This window comes from uncultured Methanobrevibacter sp. (genome assembly GCF_937881195.1).
In the GTDB taxonomy this organism is placed as follows: Archaea; Methanobacteriota; Methanobacteria; order Methanobacteriales; family Methanobacteriaceae; genus Methanobinarius.
Window position 1 is genome coordinate 24,204 of sequence record NZ_CALGFC010000003.1, and the last position, 23,161, is coordinate 47,364.

The window sequence follows — 23,161 nt, forward strand, 5'->3', positions numbered from 1 at the left end:
TAAATAGATATTTCAAATGAGATTTTATGATGATATTCTAAGGTATAAGTTTAAATATAACTAACAAAATATTATTTATAACAATTGTTATTTAAATTTTTTGTTATAATAATTATAATATAATAATTATAATAATATAAAAAAAATGATTAGATTTAATATTTAATAAAAATTTTTATTTTTAAATTAAATAATTATTATATTATTTTTATATCTATAAAAAATATTTTAATGATTAAAATTTCCTAGAAAATAAAAATAAGAAATTTGGAGAGATTATATGGAACAAGAACTTATAATAGCTAGATATGGTGAAATTGGATTAAAAAGTCCTAGAGTAAGAAGTAGATTTGAAAGACAACTAAAGTCTAATATAAAAACAGCATTTGATTGCAAAATAAAAATAAACCAAGGCAGAATATTTATATACCCAAAAAATTTTCCCGAAGCAATGATTAAATTAAAAAGAATTTTTGGAATTGTTTCTTTTTCACCTGCTATTCCAACAAAAACTAATCATAAAGACATAGAAAATGATTTAAATAAATATACTGAAAAACTTATGGAAAAAAACTTAATAAATTCAAATACAAAATTTGCAGTAAGGTGTAGGAGAGTAGGAGAACATGAATTTTCATCTCAAGAGATTGCAGGATTTTCAGGATCAGTAATTATAAAAAAAACTGATGCTCCTGTTGACCTTTCTAATCCAGATATAGAAATATTTATCGAAGTTAGGGATGATAAAACATATATATTTCATGAAAAAATAAAAGGACCTGGAGGATTACCTCTCGGTTCACAAGGAAGATTAGTTGCTTTAGTTTCTAGTGGTATTGACTCCCCTGTAGCTGCATACTTAATGATGAAAAGAGGTTGTGCTATAACAGCTATGCATTTTGATAATGATCCTTTTGCTGGTCCAAAAGTTACAGAAAATTTTAAAAAATTAATTGATAAACTCAATGATTATTCCTATGGATTCCCTATAAGAACAAAAATTGTAAAATATGGTGATTATTTGCAAAAATGTAAGGATAATGCACCTGAAAAGCTTACCTGCGTTTTATGTAAATCTGGAATGTATAAAATAGCTAGTAAAGTTGCAAAAAAAGAAAATGCGTTGGGAATAATAGATGGAAGTAGTGTAGGGCAAGTTGCATCTCAAACACTCCCTAATATTCTAGCTACACGTGCAAATACAGAATTTCCAATATTGAGTCCACTTATTGGATTAGATAAGATTGAGATAGAAAAAATATCTAGAAAAATTGGAACTTTTCCAATATCTGAGATAAATGATGGAGGCTGTTCTGCAGTCCCAAGATATCCCGAAACTAAAGCAGAACTTAAAAGAGTCAATGATGCAATAAAATCAATTGATCAAGAAATAGAAATTGAAAAAGCTGTAAATAGCTTATACTAAATAAAAACTATAAAAAAGTGCAATAAATAAATTTTTTTAATGATAAAAATTTTGATATTAATTCACTAATATTAAATTTTATCAATTATAATATGTTATTACTTTTAAAATAAATTAAATAATTAATAAAGAACTTTATTATACAAATAAAACTTTAATTAAAAATTTAATTATTTAAAATATCTCACTAAATAGTAATATTTATATATTAATTTAAATTAAATAACAATTGTTATAAAATATTATTATTATGGTTAAAAATATTTTAGTAATAATCTAATAATATATAGATTAAATTTATGTTTATCATTTGTAAAAGTAATTTATTAATAAATTATTCAAAAAAAAACTATATAAAATATAAAATTATTAAAAAAATAAAAAATATCCATAAAATAATAAATTATATAATAAATTATATAATAAATTATATAATAAAGGAATTATTTTATATATAAAAATATGGTGAGACTATGGTATTAATTATTGGCTCTGGTGTAGGAGGAGCAATATTAGCTATGGAATTAGCTAAATCAAAAATTCCAGTAACTATAATTGAAAAAGGACCTTTTTGTAATGTTGGAGATTCATACAAATATTATGATAAAGTAGATGACTATTTAGATCTTTCAAAAACAACTTGTGTTGGAGGATCAAGTGTTGTTGCAGCAGGAAATGGTGTTAGGTTACTTGAAGAAGAACTAAAAGAATATGGTGTCGATATATCAAAAGAGTTAGATGAAGTAGAGGAATTATTAGATATTCATCAAATGGATGATTCGCATTTTGGTGAAGGAACTAAAAAGTTCATTAAAGCTGCGAAATCTATTGGGCTTCCCGTTATAAAAATGCCTAAATTTATCAGAGAAGAAGATTGTACCCAATGTGGTAAATGTGCTTGGGGTTGCCCAAACGATGCTAAATGGTCTTCACAAGATTTTATAAAAGAAGCTATAGAAAATGGAGCTAAATTAATTGATAATACTGAAGTTACAGACATAATAACTGATCAAGATTCAGTTAAAGGAGTGAAAGTTAAAAAATCAGATGGAACTGAAGAAATTATTAAATCCGATAAAGTTGTTTTAGCTGCAGGAGCTATTGATTCTGCAATTATTCTTCAGAAGTTAGGATTAAAAGCTGGTGAAAAATTGTTTTTAGATCCATTTGTTACTGTCGGTGGCGTTATAAAAGATATTAATTACCATAAAGAAGTTACAATGAATGCATTAGTCATTGGCGGAAATTTTGTTCTTGCTCCCCATTATTCTGTTTTATTAAATGAAAATATGGACGACGATAACATTAAAAAAGGAGACATTTTAAGTGTCATGGTAAAGATTCCGGATGATAATCACGGAAAAATTGTTAATGGAGAGATAATTAAAGAAAATTCAATAAAAGATGTGAGATTCATTGCAGAAGGAGCAGCTACAGCAGGTGCAATATTAGTTAATGCAGGTGTAGATCCAAATACTATTGTTTCAACACGCTTGAGAGGTGCTCATCCTGGAGGAACAGCTGCAATTGGAGATATTGTTGATACTAACCTTGAAACAGAATATAAAGGATTATTTGTTTCAGATGCAAGTGTTATTCCTAAAGCTCCAGGAGCTCCTCCAATAATAGCTATTTTAGGATTATCAAAAAGGCTATCAAAACATCTTATAGATGAATTAAGTTAATTTTTTAAATTTAACATATATTTTAATTTTAAGTATATATTTTAATTTGTAAGTATATATTTCTAAATATATGTTTTTAAATTATTTTTTATATTAAATTATTTTTTATTATTTAATTATTCTTTATATTAAATTTTTTTTTTATTATTTAATTATTCTTTATATTAAATTTTTTTAAATATATAAAACTGAAATCGATTAAAATTTATTATAAAAATCTAAATTTAAAAATAATTACTCAAATATTACCAATAAAACAAAATATTGATATAAATTAATTTCAACCTAAAATAAGAATAAATAAAATAAATAAAAACAATGCGAACAACATAAACAATAAAAAAAAAGAATTGATGAATAATTATAATAATTATAAAAATTACTATAAAAATTATTATAAGAATATTAAAATTAGTATAGAAAGAATTATATGAATATTAAAATTACTATAGAAATTATTATAATAATTATTATAAACTAGAAAAAAAATATTAAAAAATATAATATCCATTTAAATAACTTATTTTGTCATATGAATAAATTTAATATATCATATAAATTAAAAAAATAGAAGTTAAATTATATTTTTTTATCCACCATAGACAATTTGTATGACTTGTAATTCATCCCCATCTTGAATTATGGTTTCTTCTTCCACAATTTCCCCATTATTTTTAACAACTGTACTTTCAATAGAAACATCAAGCTCATTTAAAACATCAAGAATTGTTATTTCACCTTCAAGCTCTCTATCTTCTTTTTTATTTTCAAATATTAAAGTAAAACTCATAATAACACCTTATTTTCTGTATTAGTAAAAAAATTATAAAAATTAAAAAAATTATAAAAAATATAAAAAATATAAAAAATATAAAAAATAAGATTCATGATAAAAAAAATTATTTTCATTATGAATCTAAATTACTTATAGTTCTATTACATCAAAAGATGATAAATCTAAAATGTTGAATGTTAAAAGCTTAGGAGAGTATATAACTTCACCAATTCCAGTAATTATTTTAAAAGCCTCAAATGCTTCTAAACAACCTACAATATTAGGGGTTGGTCCAATAACTGGGGGAACCCCCCTGTTTAATCCATTAACATCATTAATAGTATCTTCATTTAGTTCCCTATCAACTGAGGGTAACTGGAACATTTCTTCATAAGTTTTTGTTTCAGGAGTGAATACTGAAACTTGACCCATTGTACCATGAATTGCACCATGAACATAAGGAATGCCAAGCTTTCTAGCAGCCCTACTTACAATGATACGAGTAACTAAATTGTCTAATGCATCAAGAACTACATCAGAACTTCCAATAACTTCTTCAACATTATTCTCATTTAATTCCTCATTAAATGCATTAACTTCAACATAAGGATTTATGTTCCTAACTCTCTCTTTTGCAGAGTAACTTTTTTCTTTACCTAATGTTTCTAATCCACTGATTAATTGTCGGTTCATATTAGAAAGGTCAAAAATATCTTTATCAATTAAATTAATTTTTCCTACTCCCATACGAGCTAATTGTTCAATTAATGAACCACCAATTCCTCCACATCCAATTACAGTTACTTCAGCTTCTTTAAATCGGGTTTGCTGACTTTTTGTCACTATACTCATTTGTCTACTAATAATTTCCCAATATCCCATTCCAATATATCTTGTTGGCATTTAATCACTTTCTTGTTGTAAATAAATAATTAATATTTTTTATAATTAATATTTTTTAAATAATTTTTATTTTTAAATAATTCTTATTTTTAAATAATTCTTATTTTTAAATAATTCTTATTTTTAAATATTTAAATAAATAATTAATAATTATATTCCTATCAATTTAGTATATAGATTCTAATTATAGTATATATGTTAATGAATATACATATATTATATTACACATATTATATGATTAATTATTAATATTATATCTAAATATCAAATCATATGATTCAAAATCTACCAAATAACAAATTAATGAATTATAATATATTATTTGAGTAACATCATTAATAACAATACAAAATTAATCAATAACATAATATAAAAAATAATTTTATCTTTTTAATTTTATTATATATTTAATTTTTATTTAATTCTTAGCTTATTTATAACAATAGTTATATTTTTATATTAAGACGAACTTATATATAAATATTTTCATAAGAATATTTTATTCTAATTATTAATTATTGTTATAAATTGTATTAATTTTAATCATTTTAAAATAACATAATTGATTTAATTAATATACTTATTTCATTATTTATTACATTGATAAATTATCAATAGACTTTTTAATAGGTTATTTATCAATAGAATTTTTAATAGATTATTGTTAGGATTAAACGAGAGCTAATGAACATGAAATATGATAATGATAAAAAAATTAATTATAGAAAATCCATAAATCTTCCAAAAGAAATATTGAATAGTATTGAAGCACCTAAAGATTTAGGATTACTTAAATGTATTCAATGTGGAATGTGTACTTCAGTATGTCCTGCAGCAGCACATAGTGATTATAATCCTCGAGATATAGTATATAAAGTTCTTAAAAATGACGAAACTATAATTTCAGATGAAAAAATATGGGATTGTTTTTATTGTTATACCTGCCAAAGTGTTTGTCCTGTGAAAAATAGTGTTTGTTTAATTAATCAAGTACTGAGGCAGATTGCAATTAACAAAGGAATAGCAAAAAAACATGTGAGTCCTTTTTTAACATATGGCAATACCTTTTTAGATATTGGAATTGGAGGAATACCAAAAAGTTTTTTCATGGATTTGAATAATGATATTGATGGCTGGTTAGATTTAAAAACTAATCTTGATAAAATAAGAGAAGATCTTTCTTTAGGTCCAGTGAAAATGCCTAAAAAATCAATCAAAGAAGTTAATTTACTACTTAAAAAAGCAAAATTCCATAAAAGGATGGAAAAAATGAAAAGTGGATAAAGTGATAAAATGGATAAAATACCAGATAAAAATATTTTATTATTCAAAAGTTGCTTAGTTAGTACTGAATATCCAGGGATTGAATCTTCAACTAAATATATTTTTGATAAATTAAATATTGATTATATAATTGATCATGAACAATCTTGCTGTACAGGACTAGGACATTACAGTGATGTATTTGATCAGTTTTCAACAACATTAATAGCTGCTAGAAATTTTAATTTAGCTAAAAAAATCAACAAGAAGAATATTGTAGCAATGTGTGCAACATGCTATGCAATAAATAAAAAATCTTCAGAAATATTAAATGAAAATGACGATTTAAGAGATGAAATTAATGAAATATTCAATGAATGTGGATTTGATAGCTATAAAAAAGATTCAATAAATACTGAAAATAATATTCTTCATGTTGTTGATATATTATTTGATAAAAGAAAAGAAATCAGCAAAAAGATTAAATTAGATTTATCTAATATAAAAATAGCTACACATCATGCATGCCACTATTGTAAAGTTTCTTATGATAATATATTAGATGGGTCTAGGAATCCCATATTATTAGATGAAATAGTAAAAAGTTGTGGTATCGATACAATTGGATGGTATAATGAAAAAAGATCAACTTGTGGAGCAGGTTTTAGGCAAAGATTTGTTAATAAAGATTTATCTTTAGAAGTGACTGAAAAGAAACTTTTAGCCTTAAATGATCAAAATGTTGATATATTAATACATATGTGCCCTAATTGTCATATGCAATTTGATAGATATCAACCTTATATTTCTAAAAAGTTAAATATTGAATTAAAAACAGTTCATTTAAATATTACTCAATTTATCGCCTTAATTTTAGGTGCAGACCCATATAAAATTGTTGGAATTCAAACACATACAATTCCTATTGAACCACTAATTGAGAAGATGAATACTGATAATAATAAATCAAAAGTTAATGATAAAATTGAAAATAGCCAAAATAAAATATCTATATAATAATTATCATAATATTAAAATAAAATATCCATATAATAATTATTATAATATTAAATATACTATAAATTTATTTTATTTAATAAAATTAAAATTTTAAAATATCATGAACTAATAATTAAGGTAATTATTTAAATATATAAGAATATAACAATTGTTAATATTTATATATAATAAAATTTAATAAAATGTTGTAAAACATGAAAAAATAATTGTTAAGCAATAAAATAATTTTAAATAATAAAAATAATTTTAAAAATAGATTTTATTTTTAAATAATATTTATTTCTGATTATATCATTATTTTTATAAATTGAAATTTAGTAAATAGAAATTAAATTAGATAATAGAAAAATTATTATTAAAAATCTAAAATAAATCACTAAAAGGTGAGATACTTGTTAAAAAGAAGCTTAGATGAGATTAAAGAAAAAATAAAAAAAGGTGATGCGAATGTATTCACTGCTCAGGAAATAAAAGAAGCAATAAAAAATGAAGAAGATATAAAATTTGATGATGTGGATGTTGTAACCTGTGGTACTTGTGGTATAATGTCCGGTACTGCTGCAATATTCCATATTGGAGTCACAGAACCAGGAGTTTTCCAAAAAGCTAAAAAAGTCTATCTTAATGGTGTTCCTGCTTATCCTGGCCCATGCCCAAATGAACTTTTAGGTTCAGTTGATGTAATAGCCTATGGAACAGAACATAGCGTAAGGGATCATGAATATGGAGGAGGTTTCCTTTTTAAAGATTTATTAAGTGGAAATGATATTGATGTTGAAGTTGAAGCAATTGATGGTCAAAAATTTGAAACTACTGTTAACATCGAAGATATCCCACGAGCACAAATAATTGGGGTTAGAATGGCTTTTAGAAATTATACTGCATTTGTAAATCCTGCAAATGATGTAGTTAATTCAATTTTTAATGGAATTCCAATGAAAGGAGGATTAGACCAATTTTCTTTTTCAGGATGTGGAGATTTAAATCCTTTGCAAAATGATGTTGGGAGAAATGTTATTAAAGAAGGAACTAAAATATTGTTTAATGGAGGCCCCGGAGTAGTTTTAGGTTCTGGAACTAGGAGTTCTGATACTAAACCAAATCTAATGTTAACTGGAGATATGCTTAAAATGTCTTCAGAATATATAGGAGGGTTTAAAACTGGAGCAGGGCCAGAAATATATGATTCAGTTGCTATACCAATACCAATATTAAATGAAAACATTTTTAATGATGTTAAAATAGTAAATAGTGACATTCCACTTGTAGTTGCTGATATACATGGAAGACATTTGCCATTAACTGAAACTAGTTATGATAAAGTATGGGAAGGCTATGATGAAAGACCTACTTTTAATTCATCAAATTTCAAAAAAGAAGATAACATTGAAGTTCAAAAAGCATGTCCAACAAATGCGATTAATGATAATGGAACAATTAATCTTGATAAATGTTTTGGTTGTGGTTTGTGTGCATATATTACAAAAAATAAAACATATAACATAAATTTAGGTTCAGTTGATCTTGAAATTGAAAACAAAAATCATAATATACCTATTACTTGCAGACAATCAGATATACAGAGAGGGAAAAAGATTTCAGTTAAGTTAAAACAAGAAATAAATAATGGAGAATTTGAATTATAAATTTGAGTTATATATATAAATTATAAATTTGAATTATATATGTAAATTATAAATTGGAATTATATATGTAAATTATAAATTGGAATTATATTTGAATTTAAAAATTGTGGCTTTATTTATTATTATTTAATTATAAAAAAAAATAATATAATTAAATCAATTTAACAAATATATCCCAATTTATTTATAAAATTTACTCTTATCAATTTTTAATTAGTTTTATATCTCATTTATTATTATTATTATTTTGTAAATTATATTTTGTAACCAAATTTTTATTTTCTACTTATTTTTTTATTAATATAGTCTTATTTTCATTTTTATTATTCTAATTTAATAAGTTAATTTTTATTAATTTAACTTATAACATATTTATTACTTTAGATTTTTAATTAAATAAAAAAAATATTAATACTCTAAAAATTAATTTAAATATCTCAAAAAGTTTTTTGAAAATTTAATGTTTCTTTTACATCAAAACATTTATACTATATATTAGCTAAATTAATTATAATTAAAATTAAAAATAATTATTATTTCTAGGAATGATTTAATGGATATTATAACTTCGATTATTTATATTTTCTTATTTATCTTGTTAATGGTATTTGTATTTTCGATGGGTCTTTTAACACCAATTATTGGAAAAAAAGATATTCTTTCTGTTTTAGCTATTGGATTTGTAGTTGGTTTAGTTGGAGGAACATTTTTTATAACTCCTATTTATCAAGAAATGCCTTATGTTGTAGGATCAATATATGAAACAATTGGCGAAAATAATGAAACAATTATTATTGAAGTATCACCGTCGGTTGATAGGAATAAATTAATTTCTGAATTAAATCAAAAAGAAGGAGTTATATCAGTAATAAATAAAGGAATAATTCTCAAAACAGACCCCTTTTCTGAAAGCACGAAGCAAATTATTGAAGATAAAGTGCCAATAGTTGATGAAAATTTTAAAAATTATTCTGTTAATACTGAAGGACTTATTTCTATAAATTTCACTCATAATTATGATCCAAGTAAAGCTATTAGTACTTTGACTGAGTGGTTAATGTATTCTAGTGGAATAAATGTTAAATATTCGTCTGTGATAATAAATATTAATGCTAAATCAAATAGTGTTAAGGAAGTTACTGATTATTTACATTCAAATAATATTGTTATTAGTTCAATTAACGGTCCTGTTCAAAGTGCTATTAATAATACTAAAATGTCAATGTTAGATAATAATTATGTTATTCTAATTTCAGGAATTATTGGGCTTGTTGTAGCATTGATTAGTATCTTTTTTGATAATATTCTTGAGGGAATCAGAAGATTTATTGCAAAAATCAAAAATAGATAGATAAAAATTGAAAAATATATAAATAAACAGTTAGAAAATAGATAGATAAAAATTGAAAAATACTTAAATTAAAAAAGGTTGTTATATGAAATCAGCAGTTTTATTTTCTGGAGGAAAAGATAGTACAATGGCTTGTTATGAAGCCCTTAAAAATAATGATGATGTTGCATTTTTGCTATCAATAGAATCTGAAAATGATGAATCTTATATGTTTCATATCCCTAATATACATATAACCGATTTAATAGCTGATGCCATAGGTATTCCTATAATTAAAGCTAAAACCAAAGGAATTAAGGAAAAAGAGCTTATTGATTTAAAAGAAAGTTTAAAAAATCTTAAAGAAAAAGGAGTAGAAGCAATTTATACAGGAGCTCTATTTTCAGTTTATCAAAAATCAAGAATTGATAAATTATGTGAGGATTTAGGACTTAAATCTATCGCACCATTATGGCATATTGATGAAGAAGAATATATGAGAAGAATTGTTGATTTAGGATTTAATATTATTATAACTGGAGTTTCTGCATATGGGCTTGATGATTCATGGCTCGGTAGAAAAATAGACAATAATGCAATTGATGAATTAATTGAAATTAAAAAAAAATATGAAATAAATATTGCATTTGAAGGTGGAGAAGCTGAAACTTTAGCAATTGATGGCCCAATCTTTAAAAAAAAGGTTAAAATTGAAGAATCTGAGAAAATATGGAATAAAGATAGTGGAATTTTTAATGTTAAAAAAGCATCTTTACTAAATAAATGATAAAAGAGGATAAAATAAACAAATTTCAAACATTAAAGCATAATTTAAACTAATAAAATATATCGAATATAGTAAAATACTAAATTAATAATCTTTTATTATTTTAATTATTTAAATTCGAATTACTTTTTACATTTTTACTATAATATTCTCATTATTTAAAGGCCATTCAATTATAATTTTATAATTAGTACTCTTTTTAAAATTCATTATTGAATCAACATTTATAGCATCAAATGTAATATTAATTGTTTTTGAATCATTCAATGAAGATAAAGTTCCAATAGCTATCCCTTTATTCAATATTTGATTTTTTGAAATTTTCAAATTTGTTTCTCTAGGCATTTCAACAAAAAGAGTCCTTTTTGATCCTACACCATCGGAATATACATCATCAATAGAATTCACAATTTTTAAAATTTCAGACTTCGTTTCTATTAGATTTACACTACTAATACTTGAATCAATAGCTATTTCTGTTAGAGGTAATGAAATCGAAACAAGCATTAAAATAAATATAAATGAAATTAGTAAGAATTCTATTGAAAGTTGACCTTTATTATTCTTATTAAAAGAGAATTTATTATATATTTTTAATATATTTTTCATTGAAATTATATGTTTAAATAGAATAAGAAAAATTAATAAATTTATATATTTTTCTTTAATTAAAAATTTTATTCTTTTAATAATCATTTTAACCTCATTTGAATTAATATTAAACTTAAAATCTGATATTAATATATTTAATTATTTAATATAATAGAATTTAAAAAAATATACTTATTAACTTATATAGAATAAAAGATAAGTCCCCAATGAAAATACTAAATATAAGGCCAAAAAGAATTGAAGGTGCAAAAGGAAGTCCTATTTTAATATTAATATTATTAGAAATATATTTATTTTCAAAAAGTTTTTTAATTAAAATTATATCTCCTTTTGAAAGTCCAGCTGTAGTTTTTGATGTTAGAAAAAAATTTTCATTAATCTTTTTAATAGCAACATTATAAAAAAAGTTTCTTTCAATAAGATTAAATCTAAAAAGTATAAAATTTAAAATGTCAAATTGATTTTTTTTATTTATTTTATAGTTATTAATTTTATTTTTATGATAATTAGATTTATCAAAATCATTTTCATTAATATAATTATAATATTTAGTAGACTTGTTAAATTCATCAGGTTTATGACTAACAGAAAGATGATCATTTATATCAATTATTTTATTATTAATTTCTAAATTATCAATTATCATCCCTTCTTTCAAAAATTTGACATCTATCTGCTTTTTTGTTCCCTTTTTAATAAATATTTTAAACTTTAAAAATATATTACTTGTAATCGAAGATATTAAATTAAATACTATTCCAAATTCTATAATAAAATAAAGATTATCAATTTTTATAAGATTCACTAATGACAATGATAAAAATAAAAATATAGAAATTATTATGAAAATTAATTGCTTAAATAGAAAATTAAATGATTTAAATATTAAATCAATAAAATTATTTAAAATAATTCTTAATTTTTTCATTAAAAAATTTCTATAAAAATTAATATTATAAAAATTATTATTTATTTTTATTTTACGAATAATGCTATACAAATAATTGAATAAAATAAATAATAATAAAATAGGAAAAGAAATTAGTAAGCTATTAGCTATTATTGTCAATGGAAATGGATAAAATGCTATTATTGGAAAATTATTATTAAATAAATTAAACACTTGATTATTAATTATTAAAAAAGGATGAATTGGTAAAGTGGCACTGATTGCGGAAATCAGTTTAACATCCCCTCCACCCCATAAGCCTATTTTCCATAGTATGTAACATAAAATAAAAGTTACTATGGAGAAAATAATTGAACTAGTAATTATAAGAAAATTATTAAAAAATATTGAAATTATGGAATTTATTAAAATCCCAAAGACAAATAAGCTAAAAGTTAATTTATTTGGTATTATTTTATATTTTAAATCAAAAAACATTCCAATAACCGTGAACATTAATACCATTAATAGTGTGAAAAATATTAAAAAATTTTCAAAATTTTTAAATATATCTGTAAGAACTAGATAAACAGAAAATAAAGAATTTTTAATTAAAAAATTGCTAAATTTATAGTTAACGAATAAAAAATTACTAAATAACGTACTTACTAACATAATTTATCAACCTGATTTTTAGAAATAATTTTAGATTTTCAATAATAAACAAGAAAAATTAAATTATTTGGTTATTGATTTATTAGTAAAAACTATTATTTAAATTAATACTTTTTTTAGAAATAATATTACTTTGAATTAATATAATTGTTTTTGAAATTTAAAGTTATAGTTGTAATAAAATTATAATAAAATTAAAAATTGATAAAATAAATAAAAATATATGAAAAATATATAAGAATATATAAGAATATATAAAAATATGTAAAAAATTTAAAATATTTAAAAAATTTAAAAAATTTAAAAGATTTAAAAAAAAGTTAAAATAGAAAAAATAATATTTAAAAAAATATATTAAAAAAATATGCTAAAATAATAGTTGATAAATAAACTAAAAATAAAAAAATAATGAATATATTAGATATAAGAAATTATATTCCCAATAAGCAAATTAACTATCTATTCTTAGAATAATCATATACTGCTTCCATAAAAGATACAAATAGTGGATGAGCGCGATTAGGCCTTGATTTAAATTCTGGATGAAATTGACAACCTAAAAACCATGGATGGTTCGGAAGTTCAATAATTTCAACTAGAAAATCATCAGGAGAAATACCAGAAATAACAAGTCCTGCATCTTGAAGTTCATCTCTAAAATCATTGTTAAATTCATAACGATGCCTATGACGTTCACCAATAAGATCTTTTTTATATGCATTATATGCCTTAGTATCTTTAATAAGTTTACAATCATAAGAACCTAAACGCATAGTTCCTCCCATTTGCTTAATCTTTTTCTGTTTTTCCATAAGATCTATAACAGGATATTTATTATCTTTATCAAATTCAGTACTATTGGCATTTTGCATATTGTTTCTTCTAGCAAACTGTATAACCATAGAATGCATACCTAAACAAATACCAAAAATTGGAACATTATTAACTATAGCATATTCAACAGCATCAAGTTTACCTTCTACTCCTCTTTCACCAAAACCACCAGGAATAAGAATTCCATCAAGCTTTTCTAGTTCATTTTGATCCAAATCTTCAACATCAGAACTTATATATTTGAGGTTTAATTTGACACCAATTTCTGCAGCAGCATGTAATAATGATTCTCTAATACTAATATAAGAATCTTCAAGTTCTATATATTTCCCAATAATAGCTATTGTAACAATAGGATCTTCCTTTTGGAGAGATTTAACAATAGTTTTCCATTTATCTAAATCAGCTGTTTTAGTTTCAACATCAAGCATGATCCTATCTGCAATAAAATTCCCTACATTTTCTTTATCAAGAGTTAATGGTACTTCATAAATAGATGATGCATCAGGAGCATTGACGACGGCATTAGGGGCAACATCACAAAAATGAGCGATTTTTCGTTTTAAATCTTCATCAATAGGTTCTTGACTCCTACAAACAATCATATCAGGATTAATACCAGTACTACGAAGTTCTTTAGTACTGTGTTGAGTTGGCTTTGTTTTAAACTCTCCTGCAGCATTAAGATAAGGAATAAAAGTTACATGAACAAACATGACGTTTTCAGGACCTTCCTCATTTCTAAGTTGCCTTAAAGCTTCTAAAAAAGGTTGACTTTCAATATCCCCAACAGTACCTCCAAGTTCAATTAAAATAATATCATAATCATTAATTCCAGCGGTTTTTCTAATCATCGATTTGATTTCATCAGTTATATGAGGAATTATCTGAACACAAGCTCCTAAAAATTCACCTTCTCTTTCTTTTTCAATAACTGATTGATAGACTTTACCTGTGGTTATATTTGAAACACCAGGAAGTTCAACATCTAAAAAACGTTCATAATGTCCCAAATCAAGATCACATTCCATTCCATCATATGTTACAAAAACTTCCCCATGTTGATAAGGGTTTAAAGTACCAGAATCCCAGTTTAAATAAGGATCAATTTTAATAGCTCCTACTTTTAAACCATAAGATCGCAAAATTCTTCCAATAGATGCAGAAGTAATCCCTTTACCAATAGAACTAACAACACCACCAGTTATTATAATATACTTTGTCAGAACATCCTCTCCAATTATTTATTTAAATTGATTATAATTATTTATCTTATGAATATCCTTATTAATAATAATTAATCTTATTAAAAAAGATTATCTTATTAATTATGAATATATCTATTATTAATATATTCTTATTATTAAAATATCTTTATTAAAATAAATGCATTTATTATAATATATCCATTTATTATTAATATAGAACATATACTATAATAATCCTTATTAAATGAACATATTTATTATTATACTCTTTTTACTAATAAAATTCTTAATAATATTATGTTATTAGTAATATATAAATTATAATATTAGTTTATTAACATATCATTAATATTATTCCAATTAGCATATAAATTAATCATGATAACAAGAATTTATTATATAATTGATTAAATTTATATGATATATATTAATAATTTTATAAACCCTAATATTCACTAGGTTTAAATCTTAATATTTGATTATATGAAATATGAATATTTAATCTAAATGGAAATCTGTATAATTATTATATTATCATATTACGGACTAAATTATGAGCTTTATCAATACCTAATGAACCATTAACAACAGAATTTTCAGTATAAATCTTAACTTCATCAGAAGAATCCTCTTCAAAACTAGAATAAATAGCTAAAGGAACTGGATCCCTAGTATGAGTCCTAATATCAATTGGAGTAGCATGATCAGGAAGAATAGCTATTTTGTAATCTCCATATTCACTTATACTATTTCTAATTTGCCCTAAAACGTGTTTATCTATCCTTTCTATAGCTTTAATCTTTTCTTCAATATTCCCTGCATGACCTGCCTCATCAGGAGCTTCTATATGAACAAATAAAAAATCATTATCATTTAGAGCTTTAGATGCATATTTACCCTTAGCTTTATAATCAGTATCAAAATAACCAGTAGCTCCAGGAACATTAATATTTTTTAAACCCGCAAAAACACCAAGTCCTTTTAATAAATCAACACCAGTAATAACAGAACCATTTAATCCATAAATTTCTTGAAAATTTGGCATTGAAGGTTTTAATCCTTGACCCCATAGCCAAACCATGTTTGCTGGTTTTTTATTATTAGCTATTCTTTCTTCATTTATAGAATGATTTTCTAAAACTTCTTTTGAATATAACATTATATTTTTTATATTTAAAAATTCATCTTTATCCCATTTTGTAAAATCATCAATTTTTTGACCAACAATATCATGAGGAGGAGTAGTTTTTAAATTAGAAAGATTTGAACCTTCTTTAACAAATAAATGTCTATAACTAATTCCTGAATAAAATTTTAAATCACCAAATTGATCTAAAATAGAATCTTTTAAAAATTCATTATTTAAATGATTGATAAGTATAGAAGCTTCTTCAGATGTAATATGTCCTGCATTAAAATCCTCAATTTTTCCATTATTTTCAGTTATTAAATTACATCTGAAAATAACTTCATTTTTTTTGGTTTTTACGCCCATACTACCTGCTTCAAGTGGACCTCTACCAGTATAATATTTTTGAGGATCATATCCAAATATACTCATATTAGCTACATCTGAGCCTGGTTCAAGGTTATCAGGAACAGTTTTAAGTTGTCCTACTTTTCCATATTTAGTTAATTCATCAATGTTTGGTTTATTAGCTACTTCTAAAGGAGTTTTATCATTTAATTCTGATATAGGATAATCAGACATCCCATCTCCAATCAAAATTACATATTTCATATTAATTCCTGTTACATTTAGTAAATTATTTTTTATTGAAACATTATTATGATGCCATATATTTAATATTTCAATATTTTTTCTATTTCAATATGTTTTCTATTTCAATATTTTTTCTTTATTATATTAATTATATCTGTAAGCATTGCAGAAGCTGTTTCAAGAGAACCTGCACCTTTTCCAACAACAGTAACTTCATCAGCAAGGTCTGTTTTTATAGTAGCCATATTTAATGTGCCTTCAATAGCATAAGGACTGTTCTTTTTAACAAGCCGTGGAGATACACTAAGGTTTTCTTTAGATACTTCAGCTATTAATTTAATTAGATAACCTTCTTTTTTAGCCAATTCAATTGATTCAGAAGTTATTTTAGAAATTCCTTCAACTTTAACATCAGAATAAGTTGCAGGAACTTTTAGAATAGAATTAGCGAGTATTACAGTTTTACAAGCTGCATCGATTCCTTCAACATCTTGAGTTGGATCAGTTTCAGCAATTCCTAATTGTTGAGATTCTTCCAAAGTATTTCTATATGATGAACCCTCAGTAGTCATTCTTGAAAGTATATAATTTGTTGTTCCATTTAATATTCCAATAATTGAAGATATACTAGAACTAGGAAGTGTTTCTTCAGCAAAATTTATAATAGGCATAGCTCCACCAACTGAAGCTTCATATTTAAATTCAACATTATTCTCCCTAGCTAAATCTAACATTTCCGAAAAATATAAAGCTAAATGACCTTTATTTGATGTTACAACATCTTTACCTGATTTAAAGGCATGAATAGTCAAAGATTTTGCAGGCTCACCATTATCAATATTAGTAGGAGTAGCTTCAACTAATAAGTCATAATCAACTTTATTTAATACATCCAATCCATTAACATCAGTTCCAAACTCAGGGTATTTAGACAGTGTACCACTAGTTTCCTTTGTTTCAATTAGAAGTTTTTCGTCTAAACCTTTATTAGAAATAGCTGATGAATTTGAATCAGCAACTGCAACTAATTTAATATTAATACCAAATTTATTTACAATATTATCTTTTTTAATAGATATAGCTTGAGCCACTCCTTTACCAACAGCACCAAAACCCATTAAGATAATTTTTAAATCTTTCATTATAATTCCTCTGAAATAAAAATTAATTAAATTATGATTAAATTTTCCTTTAAATTCTATACTTCATTTACAACTGAAAGTCCTTTTTCATTAGCAATATCTTGAATTTTATTAAGAACAATATTTTTCTTATCAGGATCAGATTCAACAACAATCATAGCAGAAGATTCTAGCTCTTCTTCAAGTTTAATATCCATACTAACAACAGATACTCCTTCAATAGAATTTATCTTATCCATAGTATCTTTTATGTCTGTATCAATAACATGGCCAATCAAAATTGTACTAATTTTTTCTTTCACAACTACTCCATCAATTTCAAGAATAGTTATATTCATTTCTGTTAATTTTCCTATAACCTGTTTAAGATTTCCTCTTTCACCTTCGATAGTTATTTGAACTGGAATCATACCACGTTCATTTTTAAAATCCCTTTGGTGAATTACAGTTACTAAATTTGTACCAAAAATACTGATTGGATCAAGTACTGATACAAGCTGCCCTGGAATATCTTGAAGCTCTAAAACTAAGTCCATTTTCATTTTATCACCTTAAAAATGATATTTTGTAAAATTATTATAATAAATTATCATATAATTTATTATTTCTATAAGCAGATCATTGAAAAATAATTTATAAAAATATAATTTATAAAATATAATTTATAAAAATAGAATAATTAATATATTAAATATAAATTTTAATTAATACTTTAAGTAATATATTAAATAATTAAAATAAAATAATTATTATTAAATAAATTTTTAAATTTTTTTATTAATATTATTGAATATTAAAATAATATAACAAAATAAATCTAATAGATAAATATTATATAGAAATACACAATATTATCTATTTAATAATAATATTTAATTAATCCATTCTGCTTTTTTAACTAATAGATGACCTTCTTTATCCGTTTTAGCATTTTTCATGATTTTATCTGGATTTTTTTCAGCAGATACATCATTTCGTGTTAGATTTACATTATCCACTATGTAGTGGGTTTCTTCAAGGTCAGGTATATTTTCAAGCGTCTTGGAAAAATCTTTAAGAATTTTTTCTGCATCTTTTTCAATCTTCATTATATAATATTTACTAATAAACCATATATAAAAGTTTTGTATATTATAATTATTATAGCAATAAGGAACATTAAAAATAATTTAAATTTTCTTTTTTAATCTTAATAAAAGAATTTCTGCATCTGTACCCCATCTAATTGTGGATTGATATGTTCCAACACCATCACTAACAACTAAATAACTATCATCTTCTTTAAAAACTCCTCGGACATATTTAAACATTAATCTTATTAAAAACCTAATAGGGTAAAATTGACCTCCATGAGTATGACCAGAAAGTTGTATATCAACACCCATATCTTTAAATTCTTTCCAAAATACAGGATAATGATTTATAATAATATTTATATCATTAGGATTTATCATTGAAAAATCAGTAGTATTTTCAATGTCAACACCTGGTTTTAATACTGAAGAAACAAAAAAACCATGGATGGAAACTCCTTTAAATTCCAATTTATCATTAAATAAGACTTTTAAATTGGCAGCTTCAGCAGCTTTAATTACATTTTCCAACCCAGGATAATAATCATGATTTCCAGGAGTAAAAATTATAGGTATTTTTGAATCACTTAATGGTAAAAAATCACCAACTTCAATTGGGCATGTTCCATCAGCTAAATCCCCAGATAAAATAGCTATATCCGCATCAATTGAATTAATTTTGGAAACAATATCTTTTAAAAGCCTTTCACCCCTCAATGACCCAATATGGACATCTGAAAAATGAATTATATTTATTTCTTCTTTCAAATTCTTAATAAATAAATCATGTTCTTTTATTTTAATTTTATTTGCTTTAATATAGCCATAAATGGTTATTAAAGGAATAATTGTAAGATAAATAATGGCCAAATATATTAATGGTATTTTTATTATAAATAATATAATATAAATGGCTACAGATAGAATCAAATACATTAAAGAAAACCATAAAAGAAGATGTGAAAATTCTAAAAGTAACTGCGTAATTCTTCTTGATTCTTTCTTTTCATAAAAAGATGAAAATATATATATTAAAGATAATAATATAGAAATTGAAAATAAAAGATAAATATTTACATTAATAAAAAGATTTAGACTAATATAAGCTACAAAAAATAGGATAAAAGCAAAAAATACTGTTCCAATAATGTCTTTAATTATATTTATAAGGTTGATTTTCATAAGAATCCCATCTAAATTAATAGATTAATAAATTATATGATTAATAAATTAATAGATTACTAAATTATATGATTAATAAATTAATAGATTACTAAATTATATTACTAATTTTATAATATAATCTACTATGCAATAATAATATATTATAATTTAGTATATAACTATATAGAATTATATAAACAATATAAATTTAAATACTATATTAAAAATATATGAAATAAATTATAAAATAATAATTATATTAATTATAAAAATAAACACAAAATTAGATAGAATAATTATTAATAATCTCAACCATTTTTTCGTCAAGATTAATATCTTTTAAAATCTTTTTTATCAGTATTTTATGAATACCCGAACCATATTGAGCTGCTTTTTTTGGTCTTTCTGCAATTTCTTTATCAATACCTAAATCAATTGCTAAATCCCTTAAAATTTGTTTTCTAATAAGGTCTTCATCAGAATCTATTTTATATTTAACCGGAATTTTTAGAGCAAAATTAACCAATTTTTCATCCAAATAGGGTACTCTAAGATCAACACCATTAAATGTGGCTATTTTATCATCTCTTTCAAAATTGACATCATACCCATATTCAATATCATGAATCATACTTTTTTCGGTAGCATTTGGGCCTTTATCTTTATAAGTAGTCAAATATCGATAATAACCACCAAATAACTCATCAGCACCTTGACCTGCCAAAGTAACTGAAATTCCATCTTCTGATGCCATTTTTGTAGCGAGATATAAAGTCATACCAACACCAATTTTCATAATATTTGGTTCTTCAATAGCATCTAATACTGGATCCAAACTATTTTTAACAATATTTTCATCAATAATTCTTGTTTCAATAGGTAATTCTAATTTTTTAGCTATTTTTTGAGCACATTCAATATCTTTAGAGTTTTCAACACCAACAGTATATAATTTTACAAAAACATTATCAGAAATATTTTTTAATAAAGTAGCCAATATTGTACTATCTACTCCTCCAGAAAATATTAAACCTACCTTATTAGTATCTAAAACTCTCTTATATGTTGAATCCATAAGTAATTTTAATAAATAAGATTTTATTTGATTATAATTCATCTTATCAATATCAAAAATTTTATTATGCTCATTATAGTATTCCGCTCTTTCTAGATTTATAGGAGATAATATATCCCATTTATTTATTTTATTATAATTAAAATCCCATGGATTTTGATTTGGCGGAATCAAATTCCAATTATATAAAATATATCCAGGTTTTAATTGATTAATTTCAGAATCTTTAACACCAATTTGCCATAAAGCTTTTTTTTCAGAGCTAAATGAGTTTACTGAATTATCATTAATATTATAATATAATGGTTTAATACCAATACTATCACGAGCAATAGCTAAATTTTTCCCATCAAATATAGCAAATGCATATTCCCCATCGATAATTGGAATAACTTTTTTAACAGCTTCTTTTAAATTTAAGGAACTTTGAAGATATTTATATATTAATTTAGCTAATAAAACACCCTGATCTATTTTTATATTATCATTATCACTATTAATATTATTATCAGAATCATTATTAATAATATCAGAATCATTATTAATAATAATATCAGAATTATCACTAATAAAAATATTTTTGTTTTTCAAATTTTGTTTAAAATCATTGAAAAATGAGACATATTCATCAGTTATGTTATTAATTTCATTAAAAGAATTTAAATCATCATTTTTATTAAAATTTTTATTAATATAATTAGTATTTAAATAATTATTTAATTCATTATAGTTATAAATAATCCCATCAAAAACTAAAGTTATATTTTTATAAGATATAGGTTGAGAATTATTGATTGAATTTTTTGAATAATTAGAACCTAAACCTATTTTATAATCACTTATAGACTCAATATCACAAAAATTATCATTATAAATAGAGTTTTCATCAGAAAAAAGAAATATTCCTGACTGATTATTTTTTTTAAAAGAATCATTATTAATTTTTAGAGATTTTAACATTAAAGCTAAAACATTACTATTAAAAGATCCCTGTAATCCAATTATCCTATCCATCTTATCAATATCCTTATTTCATATATAAGAATCCATAATTATTTAATTTAAAAATTTAGTAGCAAAATAATTTTATTAATTATGTCATGAAAAGTATTATTAATAAACATAAGAAAACTATAAAAGTTTATTATTTATGATATAAGAAAATAATAATACAATATGATAAATTAAACAATATTTTTATAAAATTTTATATTAATAAACAATAAAAAATTTATGCCATTAAACAATATAACATTAAAAATATAATTATTTATTATTATTAAATATAATCTAATAAGAATATATCTACTGATTATTTATATATTTATGTGTTAAGATATTTGAATTTAAAAGTAATATTAAAATAATATGCAAATAGCACAATCAAATGTCATAAAAAGGAATATAATCAGCAGGATCATCCGAACAAGCTTTACAAATATCTGTCACAATTTTTCCTTTTTTATCAGTTGTTTCATCTGAATTATCAGCATCACTACCTAAACAAGCCTTACAACCTTCAGGCACAATATCTTTTTCTTTATGTAACATACATAAAATATCTTCAGCTTTTGTTTTTCTACAAATTTCACACATTCTAGGAATTAACTCTCTTTTATCAACTTTTTCATTTTTTAAATCTATAGCTAACTCCCTTATCATTTCTAAAATTTCATCACAGAACCCAACTTCATTTCCTCTTTTGTCACTAAGATATTGGGAAACAGCGGGTTGTGTAATATCCAAAACTGCAGAGATTTCTTTTTGCTTCATACCTAAACCAAAAAGTTCTTTAGCTAAAACAGATCTTATTCCCGGTATCAAATACCATACAACAATTTCACATGGTGGTTTCATTTTTTAACAACTCTTTTATAATAATTCTATTTATTAATTAAATAACATTTATCAAAATAATATTCAATAAATTT

At 23.1% G+C, this 23,161-nt stretch carries 18 protein-coding genes and 1 pseudogene; 7 read left to right on the forward strand and 12 right to left on the reverse strand.

Annotated features, from left to right (window positions below; all coding sequences use genetic code 11):
• The first annotated feature begins 280 nt into the window (after positions 1 to 280).
• On the forward strand, positions 281 to 1,426 hold the full coding sequence (gene thiI / locus Q0087_RS00135; protein ID WP_297896902.1) for a tRNA uracil 4-sulfurtransferase ThiI: 1,146 nt from the start codon (positions 281 to 283) through the stop codon (positions 1,424 to 1,426).
• Positions 1,427 to 1,899: 473 nt separating this feature from the next.
• The gene (locus Q0087_RS00140) at positions 1,900 to 3,111 is read left to right on the forward strand and encodes an FAD-dependent oxidoreductase (protein ID WP_297896907.1); all 1,212 of its coding nucleotides are present in this window, start codon (positions 1,900 to 1,902) and stop codon (positions 3,109 to 3,111) included.
• A gap of 589 nt (positions 3,112 to 3,700) precedes the next feature.
• Here the strand turns inward: Q0087_RS00140 and Q0087_RS00145 are convergent.
• Together Q0087_RS00145 and Q0087_RS00150 are read right to left on the reverse strand one after the other, a co-directional pair.
• Positions 3,701 to 3,901, reverse strand: coding sequence for a MoaD/ThiS family protein (locus tag Q0087_RS00145; protein WP_297896911.1), 201 nt, complete (start codon positions 3,899 to 3,901; stop codon positions 3,701 to 3,703).
• A 135-nt stretch (positions 3,902 to 4,036) separates the two neighbouring features.
• The gene (locus Q0087_RS00150; RefSeq protein WP_297896916.1) at positions 4,037 to 4,789 is read right to left on the reverse strand and encodes a HesA/MoeB/ThiF family protein; all 753 of its coding nucleotides are present in this window, start codon (positions 4,787 to 4,789) and stop codon (positions 4,037 to 4,039) included.
• Positions 4,790 to 5,479: 690 nt separating this feature from the next.
• On the opposite strand from Q0087_RS00150, the gene hdrC reads away from it, so the two are divergent.
• The 5 genes from hdrC to Q0087_RS00175 all read left to right on the forward strand — a co-directional run bounded on the left by hdrC (position 5,480) and on the right by Q0087_RS00175 (position 10,835).
• Complete coding sequence (hdrC, locus tag Q0087_RS00155) at positions 5,480 to 6,073, forward strand: ferredoxin:CoB-CoM heterodisulfide reductase subunit HdrC (RefSeq protein WP_297896918.1); 594 nt, start codon at positions 5,480 to 5,482, stop codon at positions 6,071 to 6,073.
• Positions 6,074 to 6,082: 9 nt separating this feature from the next.
• The gene (gene hdrB / locus Q0087_RS00160; protein ID WP_297896920.1) at positions 6,083 to 7,069 is read left to right on the forward strand and encodes a ferredoxin:CoB-CoM heterodisulfide reductase subunit HdrB; all 987 of its coding nucleotides are present in this window, start codon (positions 6,083 to 6,085) and stop codon (positions 7,067 to 7,069) included.
• A gap of 395 nt (positions 7,070 to 7,464) precedes the next feature.
• Positions 7,465 to 8,718, forward strand: a complete 1,254-nt coding sequence (locus tag Q0087_RS00165; RefSeq protein ID WP_297896923.1) for a methanogenesis marker 16 metalloprotein — start codon at positions 7,465 to 7,467, stop codon at positions 8,716 to 8,718.
• A 553-nt stretch (positions 8,719 to 9,271) separates the two neighbouring features.
• Positions 9,272 to 10,069 (forward strand): hypothetical protein, encoded by a 798-nt coding sequence (locus Q0087_RS00170; protein WP_297896925.1) that lies wholly within the window; start codon positions 9,272 to 9,274, stop codon positions 10,067 to 10,069.
• Positions 10,070 to 10,154: 85 nt separating this feature from the next.
• Positions 10,155 to 10,835, forward strand: a complete 681-nt coding sequence (locus Q0087_RS00175) for a TIGR00289 family protein (protein WP_297896927.1) — start codon at positions 10,155 to 10,157, stop codon at positions 10,833 to 10,835.
• A 129-nt stretch (positions 10,836 to 10,964) separates the two neighbouring features.
• On the opposite strand, the gene Q0087_RS00180 is transcribed toward Q0087_RS00175, so the two are convergent.
• The 10 genes and pseudogenes from Q0087_RS00180 to Q0087_RS00225 all read right to left on the reverse strand — a co-directional run.
• A complete protein-coding gene (locus tag Q0087_RS00180; RefSeq protein WP_297896930.1) occupies positions 10,965 to 11,342 on the reverse strand; it encodes a hypothetical protein in 378 nt (125 codons plus the stop codon).
• A 262-nt stretch (positions 11,343 to 11,604) separates the two neighbouring features.
• Positions 11,605 to 12,105, reverse strand: coding sequence for a hypothetical protein (locus tag Q0087_RS00185; RefSeq protein ID WP_297896933.1), 501 nt, complete (start codon positions 12,103 to 12,105; stop codon positions 11,605 to 11,607).
• A 1,361-nt stretch (positions 12,106 to 13,466) separates the two neighbouring features.
• On the reverse strand, positions 13,467 to 15,071 hold the full coding sequence (gene pyrG, locus Q0087_RS00190; protein WP_297897008.1) for a glutamine hydrolyzing CTP synthase: 1,605 nt from the start codon (positions 15,069 to 15,071) through the stop codon (positions 13,467 to 13,469).
• A gap of 508 nt (positions 15,072 to 15,579) precedes the next feature.
• Positions 15,580 to 16,794 carry a cofactor-independent phosphoglycerate mutase gene (locus tag Q0087_RS00195; protein WP_297896936.1) on the reverse strand — a complete coding sequence of 405 codons (1,215 nt, stop codon included), beginning with the start codon at positions 16,792 to 16,794 and terminating at the stop codon, positions 15,580 to 15,582.
• 104 nt (positions 16,795 to 16,898) lie between these two features.
• Entirely contained in the window at positions 16,899 to 17,918 is a 1,020-nt protein-coding gene (locus Q0087_RS00200; protein ID WP_297896938.1) for a homoserine dehydrogenase, read from the reverse strand.
• 56 nt (positions 17,919 to 17,974) lie between these two features.
• Complete coding sequence (locus Q0087_RS00205) at positions 17,975 to 18,460, reverse strand: amino acid-binding protein (RefSeq protein WP_297896941.1); 486 nt, start codon at positions 18,458 to 18,460, stop codon at positions 17,975 to 17,977.
• Between the two features lie 330 nt (positions 18,461 to 18,790).
• A complete protein-coding gene (gatC, locus tag Q0087_RS00210) occupies positions 18,791 to 19,006 on the reverse strand; it encodes an Asp-tRNA(Asn) amidotransferase subunit GatC (RefSeq protein ID WP_297896943.1) in 216 nt (71 codons plus the stop codon).
• A gap of 81 nt (positions 19,007 to 19,087) precedes the next feature.
• Positions 19,088 to 20,173, reverse strand: a complete 1,086-nt coding sequence (locus tag Q0087_RS00215) for a metallophosphoesterase (protein ID WP_297896946.1) — start codon at positions 20,171 to 20,173, stop codon at positions 19,088 to 19,090.
• A gap of 265 nt (positions 20,174 to 20,438) precedes the next feature.
• Entirely contained in the window at positions 20,439 to 22,244 is a 1,806-nt protein-coding gene (locus Q0087_RS00220) for an asparagine synthase-related protein (protein ID WP_297896948.1), read from the reverse strand.
• 477 nt (positions 22,245 to 22,721) lie between these two features.
• Positions 22,722 to 23,087 (reverse strand): annotated as a pseudogene (locus Q0087_RS00225) (transcriptional regulator); the annotation flags it as partial.
• Positions 23,088 to 23,161 lie beyond the last annotated feature (74 nt).